Here is a 15,370-nt window from a genome sequence, read left to right as displayed (position 1 = left end):
TGACAGCATGGCGCAAGATACAGCAGAATGAGGGTGTCTATGTGGTTCTTAGGATTGTACGCCGAACAGCCATCTAGAACGGCTCCATCCTTATCGTATCGATGCTAAATAAGTCTGCTCAAGCGGATACACAAAAAGTGCGCAGCATCAAGCATCAAGCTGCGCACTTTTTTGCCTTATGACGTAAAAGCAAGATCCGCAATAATCGGAAAATGATCAGAAGGACAAGTCCCTTGGCGATGATCAGCCAAAATCGCGTATGTCTTCACCGCCACTTTGTCATTTACAAAGATAAAGTCGATTGGAGATTGAAACTCCAAGCCTTGCGGCGACTTCTCCGCATATTGAGGAAACATCTCCGCTGCCAGCGACTTCGTGTCAAACCCTTGGAACGTAAATGCCGGTCCAAAATGATGATAGCTGGCCTTCGCTTCAGCATCATGCAATCTGAGCTCAGGAAGGCCTTCTCCACCCTGCTGGCCCGTTAGCACGCGGTATGGAGATGAATCTGAGGTGCAGTTGAAGTCCCCGGTAATGATAATAGGGAGATCAGATGCTGCTTCATGTACTCGCTTCAAGATCAACTTCGCGCTTTCTTCAATCGCTACCATCCCGACATGGTCAAAGTGCGTATTCAAGTGGAAGAAAGATTGACCGGTAAGCTTATCCTTGAACCGTGCCCAAGTAGCAACGCGATTGCATGCAGCATCCCAGCCTCTAGAACCCGGTGTATCAGGCTCTTCTGACAACCAGAAGGAGCCGGAAGCAAGTACCTCAAGGCGTTCCTCCAAATACCAGATGCAAGCAAATTCGCCTTCTTTGTGTCCATCGTCTCGCCCTGCCCCAACCCATTTGTATTCAGGCAGACGTGCTTGCATATCTTCGATCTGACTGTAGAAGGCTTCCTGAACCCCAATAAGGTCTGCTCGGTGCATCCGAATCATGCCAGGCACCATATCTTTGCGGGACTCCCATCCATTCGCTTCCATCGCATCATAGCCATTCTTAATGTTAAAGGACATGCAGCGAATATCTTGAAGAGCTATCGTTTTCACTGTCATTACACTTCACTCCTGTATGTACATGTTGAATGTTCGGCTATATCTTACCTCGAATGTATCGATAACACAACGTGTCAATCGTTAAGCTGCAAAGAGAAAGCCGGAGGAAACCCCCGGCTTTTGTAAGCGTAACGCATCTTATTATTTCTTGGAAGAATCGTATGCCTTTTGATAAATCTCAAGATACTGATTCAACTGCATGCCTTCCAAGCCCTTCACGTAGTTATCCCACTCTTTGCTAATATCTTTAGAGCCGGTAATGAACTGTGCCATATTAGACTTCACATACTCTACAAGTGTCGTCTTGATCTGAGCAGATAGATCGGCGTCTTCAAGCGCAATAAACAATCCATTTGGGAATTGCTCTTTGGAATGGTAAGGCTCGTATTCCTTAGATACTTCATTCAGGCGCTTGCCGTAGCCGCCTTCTGCCAATGGATCCTGCTGCAATGCAGCCCATGAAGCACGGTAATCATAAGTGCGAAGAGATGGTCCGATCTGCTCCCAGCCATCATTATGTGTCGGCTTCGGATTAGGGTTCACGTTCTCGGCGTACTTCGCTTGATTGCCGTTCAAGTCCAATTCGCCTTCCTTGGCCATTCTCCATCCCTTGTCTTCAGGACCATGCTCCTGCAGGACGATCGCCTCTTCCGTGTACATCAGATCCGCAAAGCGAATGGCTGCAATCTGCTGCTCTTTTGTCGCTTTATTCGTTATCGCAAATTGAGAATTGTTGATGCCGCCAAAGAACAACGTCTGCTGCACGCCATTTGGCCCTTTGAGTGGTGGCACAACAACATAGTCTTTATGTCTTGGCGTCGTGTCATTCATTGGATAAGCATAACTAAGCAGCGCAGTCGTCAGCGTTCCCATGATATTGTCTCCTTCACGGTTAGCGAGCTGCTGAATCGCATCTGCATTCTGTGTGAAGGCCGCAGGGTCAATTAAGCCTTCCTTGTACAGCTTATTCAAATATTCAAGGCCCTGCTTCCATTCCTCCGTATTCGCAACGAACTCAACCTTGTCATTTACGACTCGCAGGAAGGTTCCGGTTGTCTTCTCGGTATAGTCATCGACGATAAAGGCGTTCATCAGGAATGCCGTCACATTCCCCGTCCACATCTCATCAGAACCAGTCAACGGAATCTCATCTTGCTTGCCGTTGCCATTTGGGTCCTTTTCCTTGAATGCTTTCAGCACCTGATAGAATTCCTCGGTTGTCGTCGGCACCTGCATGCCGAGCTTATCGAGCCATGCTTTGTTCATCCATACTTTCAAAGCATTGTCACAATGATAGCACTCATTAACCTGCGGCAGCGCATAAATATTGCCGTCTGGCGAAGTAATGGATGACTTCATGTACGGAATATCTTCCATCGCCTTCTTAATATTTGGCGCATACTGCTCGATCAGATCATTCAGCGGGATAAATACTCCTTGCTTCCCATATTTCATCTGTTCTTCCTTCGTCAGGTTGCCGTGCAAGATGACCTCCGGGTAGTCGCCGCTTGCCAGCATCAGCTGCTTGCGGTCATTGAGCGCGTTATCTGGAACCAGATCCCACTCGATCTTAATATTGGTCTTCTCTTCTGCCCACTTCGTAAACAGATTCGTCTCCATATTTTCTATGCTTGCAAACTGCGGAGCAAACATCTTCAGCTTCATCTGTTCCTTCACAATCGGATACTGCCCAACAGGATTAAACAAATCCTCACTGACTGGTGTATCGCTGCCTTGATCAGCTGTCGTGCTGCCGCTTCCCCCTGAACATGCGCTTAACACGAGTGTGATCGCTAGCAGCAGACTCATCATCCCTGCCCAAGTGTTCCGTTGTTGTCTCTTCATCCCGTATTCTCCTCCGTTCAACTTGTGATTGAAATCATGACCCTCCAAAAAAGTCTCCGAAGCTTATGAATCGCGCGGCATCACCCCCTATGCATCATCTGCTCGCTTCATGAACAGCTAATCGTTAAGGAACGGCTGATCACTGTATCTTTTATCCCTTAAGCGAGCCGATCATGACCCCTTTAACAAAGTGCTTCTGTACAAATGGATAGATCATCAGCACCGGTGCACTGGATACAACGATCAAGGAGTATTTCAGCAGATCCTTAAGCCCCTGCTGCGCCATCATCTGATCCACATTGGCCATCATCGATGCATCGACAGAGTTCAGGATCAAAATATTGCGCAGAATGATCTGCAGCGGGAAAATATCCGGATTGCGCAAATAGATGAGAGCATCAAAGTAAGCGTTCCAATGTCCGACAGCATACATCAAGGTCATAACGGCGATAATCGGCTTCGACAAAGGAAGAACAATGCTGAATATAAATCTTAAATCACTGCATCCATCAAGCTCTGCTGCCTCCGCCAGCTCATCAGGAATGGAGGTTTGGAAGAAGGTTCTTGCGATAATGACCTGAAATACAGCGAATGCGCCCGGCAGAATCATGGCTAAGCGCGTATCGATCAATCCTAGGCCTTTTACGACAAGGTAGGATGGAATAAGACCGCCTTCAAACATCATTGTGATCACAAGAATAATCATGAACACATTGCGTCCGTAAAAAGTCTTGCGAGCCAGCGGGTACGCCAACATGATCGTGAGCGTCACATTAATTAAGGTCCCAACTACCGTGTAGAACAAGGAGTTCAAGAAGCCGGTTCCAATCTGCGGATTATTGAATACGGCCTTATAGCCCGCTAAAGAAAAATCGACTGGCCACAGCGTTACTTTTCCTGTTACGACGGCTTGGGGCGAGCTAAAGGATGCGCTCAGGATATAGATAAGCGGAATAAGTACAATAAGCAGCACAAGGGATAGAAATGTATACACACCTGCGATAAATATACGATCTCCGAGGGTTTCTTTTATAGCGATTGATCTGGCCATGATGTCTCCTTTCTTTGTGGCTTCGTTACCACAAACTATTCTCGGTCAATTTTCTAGCGATGTAGTTCACGAGGATTAACAACATCAGATTGACGATGGAATTAAATAAGCCTATCGCTGTCGAGAAGCTGAAGTTTGAACCCAACAGACCGACCTTATACACATAGGTGGAGATGACTTCAGATGAATTCAAGTTCAACGGGTTCTGCATCAAATAAATCTTTTCAAAGCCAAGCTTCATAATATTCCCGAGATTCAAGATCAGCATGATCACAGCAACAGGCAAAATGCTCGGCAGATCGATGCGCAGAATCTTCTGGAATCTTGATGCCCCATCCACCTTCGCGGATTCATACAGCTCCGGATTGACGCCAGCCAAGGCTGCGATATAGATGATGGCACCGTATCCCGTCATCTGCCATACATCGGACAGGACATAGATCGATTTGAATAAGGCGGGATTGCCCATAAAGTTAGTATCCGCTACCCCAAGCAGGGCGAAGAAGCGGCTGACCATCCCGACATTTGGTGTCAAGTTGACGATAATGATGGAGACCATGACAACTGTAGAAATGAAGTACGGCGCATACGTAACCATCTGAACACTTTTCTTGAAAAATCCGGTCCGGATCTCATTTAACGCCAGCGCTAAGATAATAGGAGCTGGAAATCCGACGATAAGTCCGTACAAGCTGATTCCAAGCGTGTTCTTAATGTAGAGCCAGAAGTTCGGCGAATCGAAGAACTGATTAAAGTACTTGAAGCCTGCCCACGGACTGCCCCACATCCCCTGTACGACGTTATAATCCTTAAATGCGATTACAATCCCTGTCATTGGAATGTATTTGAATATTAAGAGATACAACAGCGGTAGAGAAATGACAATATAAAGCTGCCAATGCCGTTGTATCTTTTTCCAGGCGCTCGGCTTGCGGCCAGGATTCATTGCTGCTTCCATACTGGACATAGTTCCTGCTCCTTCCCAAGTGGTTGTTGCGGCCACCGATGTGTTATACCTTGATTGTATGCGCTTACAAATGTGATAACAATAAACAAGAATAATTCACCAAACGGTTTTCGCCTGCTCTTAAAAACAGCGAAGCAGCAGGGCTTCTGCCGCTGCTGCCAACTTTTTTCACCAACGAACTGTTTTCGTATCAGGCTTGTTCTGCTATTCTATGCACGTTTCACTGCGTCAGCACGATATTCACTCGGAGAGATCCCGATCACCTTTTTGAACACACGGCTAAATGAGATAGCATTCGTATATCCAACCTGCTCTGCAATCTCCTGAATATTGTCGCTCGACTCCTTGAGCAAACGTCTTGCTTCTTGCATTCGAACATCAATCAGGAAGTCCACGAACTTCTGCCCGGTATTCTCCTTAAAAAGCTTGCTCACATATTTGGGATTAATATTGAATTGCTCGCTTAAGTAATCGAGCGACATGTTTGGGTTCGCATATTCGCGCTCAATAAAGCTGCTGATCTCACGAATAACGGTAGCATGCTGACTATTCTCTTGAATGGCAACCCACATCTCATCAAGACGAGCGAGCACCTCAAGCATCTCATCATGAATATGCTCAAGTGTATATCCGCTCTCAATCGTATCATTCAGCTCAGGCAGCAGTTCTTCCACCCAGTGCTCTGCCAGCTCTTTGTTCGAAGCAGTGCATTCCCGGTTCAACTGGTACATAAAGTACTCTAACAAATGCTTAATCTCATCATTCGAGAGGAGCCCCTGCTTAAGCTTGTTGAAAAATTGATGGTACAGCATCTTCCATTGCCCATCTGATTTGCGCAGCAGCGAGACAATCGAGCGAATGTCCCCAAGATGGGCGTATGCCTCTGCCTGCCCTTCAGCAGCTAAGTCATCGCTCCATACGACGCGATTCTCACCAAGCACATACTTATACTTCAGCGCATGCTTAGCCGCTTGATAGGAGGATGGAAGAGCCGAGATTTCTTCTGCCTTAGGTCCGATGCTGATCGTAACTGTTATTTTCAGATTCTGTGCAGTCCAGGCGCGTATCTGATCAGCGAGAAGCTCCACTTGCTCTCTATTGTGCTGTGTGTCCTCTTCCTCGAATAGAATGACAGCGACTTGCGACGAGGAGATCCATTCCGACCAAGACGGGATCTGGTGCTTAAGCGACAGCTCCTGAATAACTGTGCGTACGGCAAACTTCAGTAAATTCTGATCATTCGTAGCAAACTGGGTACAGAACTCCCCATATTTATCAATCTCAACGATCATCACAAGATGCGAGGAACGGGGAAGCGGGAGCAGCAGCTTCTCAGCCTCCTTGCGCCATTCGAGCCATGTTAACACGGTATTGCCGTCAATGAGCTGATGAAATAAGTTTCTCGTTCTTAGGTGCATATCTTCCTTGTATTGCTTCTGATACTGCTGTGACTGCGCCATAATATCATCAAGCGCATAGCTGATAAAGGCGAATTCATCCATACGGCCCTTCTCTCCTCCACCTGCAATAGGAAGAGAATAGCTGCTGAATCGGTCAACGATCTGCTCAATCGGCTTAGAATTGCGCCGCGTGACATAGACCATCCAACCAAGACCCAATCCGATCATGACAAAGCCTGTGACAAACCATAGATTCGATAGCATCGAAATCGTATTTAGAAGCCCACCACGGATGAAACCGCTCTCATATTTCCATCCAGAATAACCGGACACATAGTTAGTTAGTACCTTTGTGGAATCGGCATTGGCATCTGCTCCGTTGCTGAACAATAGTGTTCCATCCTGATCCTTGACCTGAAGGAAGCCCACTTCAGATTTGAATAAATCAAGAGTCATTCTCTTTAAGGAGTCTGTTGCCACATTCACAACAATAATGCCCTGCTCTTCAGCAAGAAAATGCGCTCCGCGCACCAGGCTAACCACCTGCTTGCCCGGAATATGGGCAAACGGTATGTACATTCGAGTGTCGGTCCATTTACTCGTCTTCGAATTCTGGATCTGCTCAATAAACGCATGATCGGAGAAGTTATCAAGATCAGCCTGCGTCGCATTGCTTAGCACGAATTGATCTGTATAGCGGACAAGATAAATGGAGTCAATCAAAGGATTGTACGTAATCATGTCCTTCATCTTGCCAACTGCTCGAATATTAATAAACGGGTCCCCTTGCTTGCTGCTTCTAAAAAAGCTTCGCAAATCCTCGCTTGACGCTATCTCACGCAGGATAGTGTTATCGATAGCCTTAAGCGACGTGTCTATCAGCTGCATGGCCTGTAAGGACAGCATCTCATTCGATTTTAGTGCTTCTTGACGGCTTTGCTCGCTGAACACTTGAAAGAACACAAAGAATATAAATGTCACCACAATAATAAAAACAGGCATGTAGGAAAGCAATAGCCGGTTAAACCAAGATTTTCTCATCGTTAAACCCCACTTTATCAAGCATGCATTTCCACTCATTTTCTATATTATAATCGATAAATGAATTTTGTAGGGATATTTTATTGCGGTACCGTCTTCATGCAGTGATGCGGTATAACTAGAAAAATGGGAACATATGCTTGCATATTGCTGCAATCCCCTATAGAATGGCATGAGGAAGGACAATCTACGCCTCCTTGAACAAATAAGCACAACATCATGTAAGGAGGTCATTAACATGAGAGGCAAGACTCATCTTGCGATTGGTGTCGCAATTGGAGGGGCTGCCGCCTTATACTATCCCTTCCATGTGACTCATGCCGCCATCTATGTCACGGTAGCAGGCTTCTCTGCCTTAAGTCCGGATCTAGACGGACCAAGTATTCTGACAAGCAAGCTTAGCAGGGCTTCCCAGCTTGTCCGCAAGCTTCTCTTGTGGCTCGGCGCTCTGGCAGTCGCAGCTGTACTTGGCATGTATCTCTGGCAAAGAACGCTGATTCCCGAATTGACGACAGCTGCCTTTCTCCTATTCTTTTTAGGCCAGATCGCAACCCAAGGCGCGCTTCGCAACCTGCTTTCCAGTATCATGGGCTGCATTGCCATGTACTATGGCTGGAAGCTTCATATGGATTGGCTAATCGGGCTCGGCATCTATGTGGCGATTGCGCCATGGCTTAAGCATCGGGGACTTACTCATACCGTGTGGGCCATGCTGCTGTGGGGGTTTATTGCTTCAGGCTTGGAGAATGCGCTTCAGCTTGACGGCGTGATGGCGGTCGCGATACTCGGATATTTTTCTCATTTGCTTGCAGATACCTTCACTCCAAGAGGTGTTAAGTGGTTCCATCCCCTCCTGCGCACCACCTTCCGAATCCGTCTCTAAGCACTAATCCCTACAACAACAAAGAGCAGGATCGTCCTATGAACGATGCCTGCTCCTTAACCTTTTTCATATCAAATGATCTCTAGGATTTTGCTGCTGGTTGTAATTGATCGTCTTTTAATTTCTGACCGTCCTGCTGGGGCACGCCAAGCACATCCAGCAAGAAGACGAAGATCGGAATCCCGATTATCAGCCCCCATACCCCGAAGAGATGCTCGGAGAACAGAAGAACCAGGAAGGTATAGAATACGGGAAGATGAGTCTTGGACGACATCAACTTCGGATTCAGTACATATGCCTCAATGGCATGAATGATGCAGATCATGATGATCACATAAATAATATAGTTGACCCCGCCGATGCTGAACGCAATCGTACAAAGCGGGATTAGGGATATAATGACTCCGGCCACCGGAATGAGGCCTAATACAAATATAATTAAGGCAAGTCCGATCAACTGCGGGAAGCCTAAGATCCATAAGCCAAGCGTCGTCAAAATGCAGTTGATGGTTGCAATGAGAAGCTGGGTTTCCAGAACCTTTCCAAATGTATGCACAAACTTTTGCCCAAAGTATGTGATCTCCTCGACAAGCCATGAGATCTTGCTATGCTTGAATTGCGCTGAGAATTGGGTGACTTTCGTCTTCTCCAGCAAGAAGAACAAGCTAAGAATCAAGGATACGAGCAAGTTAATACCGAAATGGCTGACCTTGAAGACAAAGTCCACGCCTGGCTTGATGTAGCCGCCAATATCGATGGAATTCATAAATTCAACTACAAAGCCTGGAAGCTGGTACAGCTCTGGATGCGTATAGACCGCCACAATAAAATGATACAGCTGCATCACCTGATCGCGGATGAGCGGGAACAACTTATAGGAACCAAGCGTAATAACAGCCACTAGGAAGATGTACAGCACTGGCAGTACAATCTTAGGAGAGATGTGAAGAACGCGGTTAAGCTGCTTCGACACAAGATCATGCAGTCTGCCCATTAAAAAGGTAAAGATAAAGGTGAGGAGAATGACGTTCATCATGCTGCGCACACTATAAAGGAGCAAGGCGCATAAAGCAAGAATGCAAAAACGCTTTAAGCTCTTACTTGTTAACAATCTCTTCCATTCCATTCACATTCCTCATATTCTATTAAAGTATTTTGCTTTATTTATCATAACGTCTTGTGAACGCAATGACAAATGACAAATTCGTCGCCTACATGACAAAAATGAAAGCTTCGATTGTCCATTGAAACAACCTTCTATATAATTATAGTATATCGGTATTAGCGAGGAGATTCATCATGAAAGCAAAAGAAATTGAAGAACAAATCATCAACAACTATCGTCAGGAAGAAAATATGATGATACTGGTATTCGCCCAGTGGTGTATTAATCATGGTCTTGATCCTATGGAGCTGTATCTTCAGGCCTACCCTAACCAAGCAGATAACCCGTCCCTTCGACAGGCGATGGAGCTGACTGTTCCAAAGGAAGAAGCTGGCCCTATTGAGCATGACACGGTGCTTGGCGTGCTGTCCTTATTCGGAAATGAGGATCTTGCCTTTATCGTGACTCAAGCAATTGATAAGCTAACAAAACAAAGCAATGCTTAATCAACACATAAAGAACAGCCTGATGCATCATTCGAATGAGGATGCAAAAGGCTGTTTATTTTTGCTTCGTACGGCTAGGATCAGCTTCACTCATTAACGTCTTATGTATCCAGATCGCGGCTTGTGCTCCTTCTCCCATTGCAATAGTCAGCTGCTCTGAATGTACGTTCACATCGCCTGCCGCAAACACACGTGCAATGTTCGTCATCTTTGTTCTTGGATCCACGGCAATATGACGGTTCTCCATCAACTTCACGCCTAGACTCTCGGCTAAGGCAGTCCGAACTTCATTGCCCCCAAAAGCAACAAACCCCCGCTCTGCATGGACAATTCGTCCGCATTCAAGCCGAACGCCTTCACACTCGCCTTCGGTCTCAACCAGCAGTTCCTTAATGGGCATTGCTATCATTTCAATAGCAAGAGCATTCAATTGCTCTTGAAGCTCTTCATGCACGGCTTCCATCTCATGATTAATGTAGATGAGATCATCAGTCCAGTACGAGAGGGTGACAGCCATCTGAGCGCCCACATTGCCTGCTCCAAGGACCATGGTGCGCCGATTGGATACCTCATAGCCATCACAATCTGGACATACATATATAGTCCGTCCCAAACAAGGCACTACATGTGGGATCGCAGGCAAGCGATCCATGACCCCAGTTGCAAACAATATTGTGTCAGCTGTATGGATTCCATGTTCTTTTGTAGCCACTTGGAAGGCAGGATCGCTTGAAGAAACTTCGGTCACAAGATCATTCAAATACTGTATGCCTAAGGAAACAGCATGCTTAAGTCCTAGCTCACGCAGCTTGGGACCGGAGACGCCATCGGGCCATCCTAACACATTGTGGTAGGCTTGACAGATCGTAGACCTCCCATGCTGTGCGTCAATGAGGAGCACCCGGTGTTTATATCGCCCAAGCTGAATGGCTGCTTGAAGACCAGCAATACCGCCTCCGATAATAATACACTCATAGTGCATGATCACGCCTTCCCTTCTTTTTCACGGATTCTTTTTTGCCAAGTCCTCCTGCGCCATCCGGATAAGCTCCTTGACCATGCTCCCTCCAATTCGGCCTCCGACACGTCCAGCCGATTCGGTTGACAGCTTGCCATTATACCCTTCTTGCAGCGGCACACCGAGCTCCTTTGCCACTTCATATTTCACATTTTCCGGATGTTTCGGGTCGACAGGGAAACCCTCGCGGCGCATTACCTCCGCCTGAAAGGCTCTCATCCTCGGATCTCGATTGCCTCTTCTTCTCGACATGCTTATTCCTCCAGTATGATTCATATTTATTTTTTAGTCATACCTTGCCCTTGAATACAGCATTTATGCGGTTCATATATGACAGAAGGAGCATGACAAGAAGCGCCATTAGCAGCCAGCATAAAAAAGCCTTCATTAGATATCGGACAATCATACCGAATCTGAATGAAGGAGCACGTTTTCTTATGGTCGATTACAAGTACCCACCCTCGCGCAATAAGCGGAGCACTTGATCTTTACATTCGTCAATTGTCATAAGGGAGGTTTGAAGCACCAGATCAGGGTGCAGCGGTTCCTCATAAGGAGAACCCATGCCCGTCAAATCTTTGACCTTTCCAGCTATTGATTGCTTGTAGAGCCCCTTCACATCTCGCTTAATCAATTCTTCAACGGGAGCTGTGACATACACCTCATAAAAGGCTCCAATCTCGGCTCTTGCTCGTTCCCGCATACGTCTATATGGTGAAATGAAGGCGGCCAAGCAGATTACATCATGCTTCGTCAATAGCTTTGCCACATAAGCAGCTCGCTCAATATTCGTATAGCGGTCCTGTTCGGAGAAGCCCAGATCTTTGCATAGGCTTTGTCGAAGCTCATCGCCATCCAACAATTCAGTCTTGATGTGCTGCTTGCTCAGCTCTTGATACACCTTTTTCGCAATCGTTGTCTTCCCCGCTCCAGACCACCCGGTGAACCAGATCGTTACTCCACGTTGTGCCACTTCTCTCACCTGCCTAAAGCTATTAATCGTTCTACTTTTACATTCTATTTAACTTGTGTCGAAAAGGTGTATCTTTGCATAAAATGCTATAACGAATAGGATACAGAACGGGCTTTAATAGGATAAAAGGAGGACTTATCATGAAAGATTCTATCCTCGTTTTTGTGCATATCCCGAAAACAGGAGGCGTATCTTTGTTTACTTATCTCTCCTCACACTTTAAGAAAGAAGAAATTGCAGTGTTTACGCCTATTGTGCCTAAGCACGATATTCTAGATATTGTGCACATGTGCAACGCACCTGATAGCAATATCCGATTTATCGAAGGCCATCTTCCATATGGCATTCACCAACATCTGAATCGGCCCTGCGAATATATTACATTTGTTAGAGATCCCATCGAACAGCTTCTTTCCATGTATTTTTTTATCCGTAGAAATGAGGAGATGCCGCTTCATGACGAAGTCAATCAAATAACGTTTCAGCAATTTCTCATGCATCCAGATTGGAAAGAATTAAACAACAACCCACAGTGCCGATATTTGGGATTAACGCAGACTTTTGGCGAAAGCATCAGCGACCCTTCGAATTGGTGGTCTCCAGGAAGTACATTTCGCAATACCTATCTGGTCAAGCAATTTCTTAGAGAACAATATCGCTTCATCGGCATTACCGAGTATATGGACGTATCCATCAAGGAATTAGCACGGATGTTCAAGTGGGCCGCCCCTGCTGACATTCCGCATGAAAATAGAGCGCATAAACGCTATAGCCGTTCGCAGCTATCCCCTGAGACACATTCCTTGATCCGAGAGCGCTGCTCGCTTGACCTCAAACTGTATGAATATGCCCTCCAACTCTTCTATGAGCGCTATCACGTTCGTTAGCTCCTGCGGACTCCATTTGGTATAATGGCTAGAAAAGATTGTTATATTAAAGAAAGAGTGGAGTCAGCATGGCATTTGGCGTAACAAGACAAGAGCTAACAGCTTGGAAGGAGGCTGTCCTTCGCGGTGAACTTGCTTTTATCACGCATTATTGGCTAGATGAGCGGTTTCCCGGCATCACGACAGTAACGAAAGTCGGCTGTAGAGACATTCTACGATTAGCAGTGTGGTGCGAACAACATCAGCTCCCTGCTCAGTATATTCATCTTCGCCCCTCCATACCCTCACTTTGACCTGATCGGTCCAAAGCAAAGAGAAATATTATTAAAAGAAGGATTAATGGATCAGATAACACGCTTCAAGCTGTAAGTTCAAATCTATGTGAGATGATAGCTAATCCTACTAATCTAAGTGGTAAGCCATTTTTATGAAACAGGCTGTCACAATAAAAAGACCCGACAGAGCCTGCGTTTATACAGTGCTCGATCGGGTTCTCTGTTACTGATTATTCCTATTATTCTTCTGAACCATCGACTCGGCGTAATCCATGCATTGTCCATAAGCACCGCCATGATCCTTAATGATATTCACAACGGATGCATAGGTCTCCTTATGGCTCCAATCGCGCTGATATTCCAGCAGCACCTGAAGCCAAGTTACCGGCTTCACCCCGGCTTGCGCCATCCGTAGGACCGCCATATCATGCGCTTCCTTCGTGGCTCCGCCAGAGGCATCCGTGACGACGTAGACGTCATAGCCATCTGCCTTCGCACACAAGGCTGGAAACAAGACGCAGGCTTCCGTCCATAAGCCGGCAATAAGCAGCTTGGTTCGTCCAGTTGCTTGTACCGCGCGCTTAACATTGACGTCCTCCCAAGCATTGATCGTCGTTCGATCCACTGGTGATACATGAGGATACACAGCTTGGAGCTTAGGATAGAGCAGACCGCTAAACGTGTTTGCCTCAATGGTTGATAAGATGCATGGTACGGAAAAGGCCTCAGCCGTCTTGGCCAAGCCAACGACATTATTCATAATCGAAGCTCTTGTCTTGCTCTCTACTCCAAAGAACATCATCGGCTCTTCATCAATGATAAGCACAGCTGATTGCTCCGGATCCAATAAGCAACTGGAATAGTCGTGCATATGCAGCCTCCTCTTCGCAGGTAAACATCTCTAGTATCCCCGCGTGAGAAGAGATTGTATGCACTCCCTTAATCTTTCTATTGCTCTTTATAGCATCGTCGCCAGATTACTTCGCGATAAGATAAGTGCCTATTAAGATAACAGCAACACCAGCAAGCTTCGTGGCGCTGATATTTTCTCCAAATAAGAAAAAGGCGGGAATTAAAGCCAGCACATACGCGAGGCTTTGAAGCGGGTATGCTACGCTCAGCGGAAGTCGGGACAGCACCGCAAACCAAAGGATTGTGGCAAAGCCATACAACAGGAATCCTGCCCAGATCGCAGGAGATTGAAGCAGCTTGATCCACTGCAATCCACCGCTTCGCTGCAAGCCGATCTTAAAGAGCACTTGGCCGCTGACCAGCAGAATAATATTGCTGAATAATAGAATATAACTAATCATTTTGCTCATGCTGTTGTTCCTGGCCTTTCATCAATGTAATTTCTTGTGTCAACCGAAGCACTTGATTGGACAGCTTTGTAATCACAAGCGTCAAGTGCAGGATAAGCGCAAAGCAAAACAGTAGACCGAACAAAAACAGCAGGGCTGGAGCATACTTCACATCCAGCCACATCGCAAACCGTTCGAGGAGCGCAACATTAAACGAAATAATGAACAAGAGCACCCCAAAGGCAATCCATAATAAGGAGTATTGCTCTCTTAGCCGCTGTCTTCTTACAAGCTCAAGTATGATTAGCAAAAATACAATTGAAATTAGTGTAGATACAGAGTAGATCGTCATGTGTTTGGTCTCACCTCACGGTAACGGAGGGCGCACATCATGACTGCCAGCGTCACCTTTATCATATAATAAGCAGATCGAATCGGGGTTATGGAGGACTTGCCGCTTTGTCTCTCCCTCATTTCGGTGCCCACCTCAACAACACGACAGCCATTGCGCTTCAAATAAACAATCGATTCCACCTCGGGGTAATCCATCGGATAGTAGCGGGCGTAGCAATCAATAACCTTCCGATTGGCCGCTCGAAAGCCGCTGGTTGTATCCGTGAATTTTTCCTTCGTCAGCATCGAGACCAGCTTCGAGAAAAAGATCATCCCGATCCGTCTCATCTTAGACGAGCGGTAGCTTGACTCCTCAACATACCGGGAGCCGATAACAAGATCAGCCTCATTCATCGCCGCCAGCAGCTTCGGCAGCTCTTCAGCCGGATGCTGGCCATCGGCATCCATCTGTACGGCAACATCATACTCATGCTGCTTCGCATACAGATATCCCGTTTGCATCCCGCCACCAATACCGACATTAAAGGGCAAGGTCAGCACCTCCGCGCCTGCTTGCTTTGCAGCAGCCTCGGTAGCATCAGTTGAGCCATCATTCACCACGACAATATCCACCTCTGGCGTATACTGCTTGATATCTGCTATGACTTGGCCAATACTTCGCTCTTCGTTATAGGCTGGAATAATAACAAGTACTTTCATGTTG

16 protein-coding genes and 1 pseudogene are annotated in these 15,370 nt (G+C 46.5%); 4 read left to right on the top strand and 13 right to left on the bottom strand.

Annotated elements, in window-relative coordinates:
• Nucleotides 1–176: 176 nt before the first annotated feature.
• The 5 genes from B9Y93_RS04090 to B9Y93_RS04070 all read right to left on the bottom strand — a co-directional run bounded on the left by B9Y93_RS04090 (nt 177) and on the right by B9Y93_RS04070 (nt 7,365).
• Complete coding sequence (locus B9Y93_RS04090) at nt 177–1,061, bottom strand: endonuclease/exonuclease/phosphatase family protein (protein ID WP_244903279.1); 885 nt, start codon at nt 1,059–1,061, stop codon at nt 177–179.
• 141 nt (nt 1,062–1,202) lie between these two features.
• The gene (locus tag B9Y93_RS04085) at nt 1,203–2,906 is read right to left on the bottom strand and encodes an ABC transporter substrate-binding protein (RefSeq protein ID WP_085493054.1); all 1,704 of its coding nucleotides are present in this window, start codon (nt 2,904–2,906) and stop codon (nt 1,203–1,205) included.
• 151 nt (nt 2,907–3,057) lie between these two features.
• On the bottom strand, nt 3,058–3,957 hold the full coding sequence (locus tag B9Y93_RS04080; protein WP_085493053.1) for a carbohydrate ABC transporter permease: 900 nt from the start codon (nt 3,955–3,957) through the stop codon (nt 3,058–3,060).
• 25 nt (nt 3,958–3,982) lie between these two features.
• Entirely contained in the window at nt 3,983–4,924 is a 942-nt protein-coding gene (locus B9Y93_RS04075; protein WP_085493052.1) for an ABC transporter permease, read from the bottom strand.
• A 209-nt stretch (nt 4,925–5,133) separates the two neighbouring features.
• Nucleotides 5,134–7,365: a helix-turn-helix domain-containing protein gene (locus tag B9Y93_RS04070; RefSeq protein ID WP_085493051.1), complete on the bottom strand. Its 2,232-nt coding sequence runs from the start codon at nt 7,363–7,365 to the stop codon at nt 5,134–5,136.
• 238 nt (nt 7,366–7,603) lie between these two features.
• On the opposite strand from B9Y93_RS04070, the gene B9Y93_RS04065 reads away from it, so the two are divergent.
• Nucleotides 7,604–8,248, top strand: a complete 645-nt coding sequence (locus B9Y93_RS04065; protein WP_085493050.1) for a metal-dependent hydrolase — start codon at nt 7,604–7,606, stop codon at nt 8,246–8,248.
• An 82-nt stretch (nt 8,249–8,330) separates the two neighbouring features.
• On the opposite strand, the gene B9Y93_RS04060 is transcribed toward B9Y93_RS04065, so the two are convergent.
• Nucleotides 8,331–9,374 (bottom strand): AI-2E family transporter, encoded by a 1,044-nt coding sequence (locus B9Y93_RS04060; RefSeq protein ID WP_085493049.1) that lies wholly within the window; start codon nt 9,372–9,374, stop codon nt 8,331–8,333.
• A gap of 173 nt (nt 9,375–9,547) precedes the next feature.
• Between B9Y93_RS04060 and B9Y93_RS04055 the strand changes: the two genes are divergently transcribed.
• On the top strand, nt 9,548–9,859 hold the full coding sequence (locus B9Y93_RS04055; protein WP_085493048.1) for a hypothetical protein: 312 nt from the start codon (nt 9,548–9,550) through the stop codon (nt 9,857–9,859).
• A gap of 55 nt (nt 9,860–9,914) precedes the next feature.
• Here B9Y93_RS04055 and B9Y93_RS04050 read toward each other — a convergent pair whose 3' ends face one another.
• The 3 genes from B9Y93_RS04050 to cysC form a co-directional block, all read right to left on the bottom strand.
• Nucleotides 9,915–10,841, bottom strand: coding sequence for an NAD(P)/FAD-dependent oxidoreductase (locus B9Y93_RS04050; RefSeq protein WP_085493957.1), 927 nt, complete (start codon nt 10,839–10,841; stop codon nt 9,915–9,917).
• 21 nt (nt 10,842–10,862) lie between these two features.
• A complete protein-coding gene (locus B9Y93_RS04045) occupies nt 10,863–11,129 on the bottom strand; it encodes an alpha/beta-type small acid-soluble spore protein (protein ID WP_085493047.1) in 267 nt (88 codons plus the stop codon).
• Between the two features lie 193 nt (nt 11,130–11,322).
• A complete protein-coding gene (cysC, locus tag B9Y93_RS04040; RefSeq protein ID WP_342351852.1) occupies nt 11,323–11,877 on the bottom strand; it encodes an adenylyl-sulfate kinase in 555 nt (184 codons plus the stop codon).
• A 113-nt stretch (nt 11,878–11,990) separates the two neighbouring features.
• Between cysC and B9Y93_RS04035 the strand changes: the two genes are divergently transcribed.
• The gene (locus B9Y93_RS04035) at nt 11,991–12,737 is read left to right on the top strand and encodes a sulfotransferase family 2 domain-containing protein (RefSeq protein ID WP_085493045.1); all 747 of its coding nucleotides are present in this window, start codon (nt 11,991–11,993) and stop codon (nt 12,735–12,737) included.
• Between the two features lie 68 nt (nt 12,738–12,805).
• Nucleotides 12,806–13,106: pseudogene (locus tag B9Y93_RS04030) on the top strand (hypothetical protein).
• 129 nt (nt 13,107–13,235) lie between these two features.
• Here the strand turns inward: B9Y93_RS04030 and B9Y93_RS04025 are convergent.
• The 4 genes from B9Y93_RS04025 to B9Y93_RS04010 all read right to left on the bottom strand — a co-directional run bounded on the left by B9Y93_RS04025 (nt 13,236) and on the right by B9Y93_RS04010 (nt 15,366).
• Entirely contained in the window at nt 13,236–13,883 is a 648-nt protein-coding gene (locus B9Y93_RS04025) for a hydrolase (protein ID WP_085493044.1), read from the bottom strand.
• 106 nt (nt 13,884–13,989) lie between these two features.
• Nucleotides 13,990–14,334, bottom strand: coding sequence for an EamA family transporter (locus tag B9Y93_RS04020; RefSeq protein ID WP_085493043.1), 345 nt, complete (start codon nt 14,332–14,334; stop codon nt 13,990–13,992).
• A complete protein-coding gene (locus B9Y93_RS04015; protein ID WP_085493042.1) occupies nt 14,318–14,665 on the bottom strand; it encodes a DUF2304 domain-containing protein in 348 nt (115 codons plus the stop codon). Before B9Y93_RS04015 ends, B9Y93_RS04020 begins: the two co-directional genes overlap by 17 nt.
• Nucleotides 14,662–15,366, bottom strand: coding sequence for a glycosyltransferase family 2 protein (locus tag B9Y93_RS04010; protein ID WP_085493041.1), 705 nt, complete (start codon nt 15,364–15,366; stop codon nt 14,662–14,664). Before B9Y93_RS04010 ends, B9Y93_RS04015 begins: the two co-directional genes overlap by 4 nt.
• Between the last annotated feature and the right edge of the window lie 4 nt (nt 15,367–15,370).

It is taken from the genome of Paenibacillus aquistagni, assembly GCF_900177815.1.
Lineage (GTDB): Bacteria > Bacillota > Bacilli > Paenibacillales > Paenibacillaceae > Paenibacillus_B > Paenibacillus_B aquistagni.
This window is presented reverse-complemented; position numbering and strand designations above follow the sequence as displayed.

Coding starts and splice junctions, on each gene's coding strand:
- B9Y93_RS04025 (WP_085493044.1), bottom strand. CDS start 13,883: ATGCACGACTATTCCAGTTGCTTATTGGATCCGGAGCAATCAGCTGTG.
- B9Y93_RS04020 (WP_085493043.1), bottom strand. CDS start 14,334: ATGAGCAAAATGATTAGTTATATTCTATTATTCAGCAATATTATTCTG.
- B9Y93_RS04090 (WP_244903279.1), bottom strand. CDS start 1,061: ATGACAGTGAAAACGATAGCTCTTCAAGATATTCGCTGCATGTCCTTT.
- B9Y93_RS04015 (WP_085493042.1), bottom strand. CDS start 14,665: ATGACGATCTACTCTGTATCTACACTAATTTCAATTGTATTTTTGCTA.
- B9Y93_RS04075 (WP_085493052.1), bottom strand. CDS start 4,924: ATGTCCAGTATGGAAGCAGCAATGAATCCTGGCCGCAAGCCGAGCGCC.
- B9Y93_RS04080 (WP_085493053.1), bottom strand. CDS start 3,957: ATGGCCAGATCAATCGCTATAAAAGAAACCCTCGGAGATCGTATATTT.
- B9Y93_RS04060 (WP_085493049.1), bottom strand. CDS start 9,374: ATGGAATGGAAGAGATTGTTAACAAGTAAGAGCTTAAAGCGTTTTTGC.
- B9Y93_RS04045 (WP_085493047.1), bottom strand. CDS start 11,129: ATGTCGAGAAGAAGAGGCAATCGAGATCCGAGGATGAGAGCCTTTCAG.
- B9Y93_RS04050 (WP_085493957.1), bottom strand. CDS start 10,841: ATGCACTATGAGTGTATTATTATCGGAGGCGGTATTGCTGGTCTTCAA.
- B9Y93_RS04085 (WP_085493054.1), bottom strand. CDS start 2,906: ATGAAGAGACAACAACGGAACACTTGGGCAGGGATGATGAGTCTGCTG.
- B9Y93_RS04070 (WP_085493051.1), bottom strand. CDS start 7,365: ATGAGAAAATCTTGGTTTAACCGGCTATTGCTTTCCTACATGCCTGTT.
- B9Y93_RS04010 (WP_085493041.1), bottom strand. CDS start 15,366: ATGAAAGTACTTGTTATTATTCCAGCCTATAACGAAGAGCGAAGTATT.
- B9Y93_RS04055 (WP_085493048.1), top strand. CDS start 9,548: ATGAAAGCAAAAGAAATTGAAGAACAAATCATCAACAACTATCGTCAG.
- B9Y93_RS04065 (WP_085493050.1), top strand. CDS start 7,604: ATGAGAGGCAAGACTCATCTTGCGATTGGTGTCGCAATTGGAGGGGCT.
- B9Y93_RS04035 (WP_085493045.1), top strand. CDS start 11,991: ATGAAAGATTCTATCCTCGTTTTTGTGCATATCCCGAAAACAGGAGGC.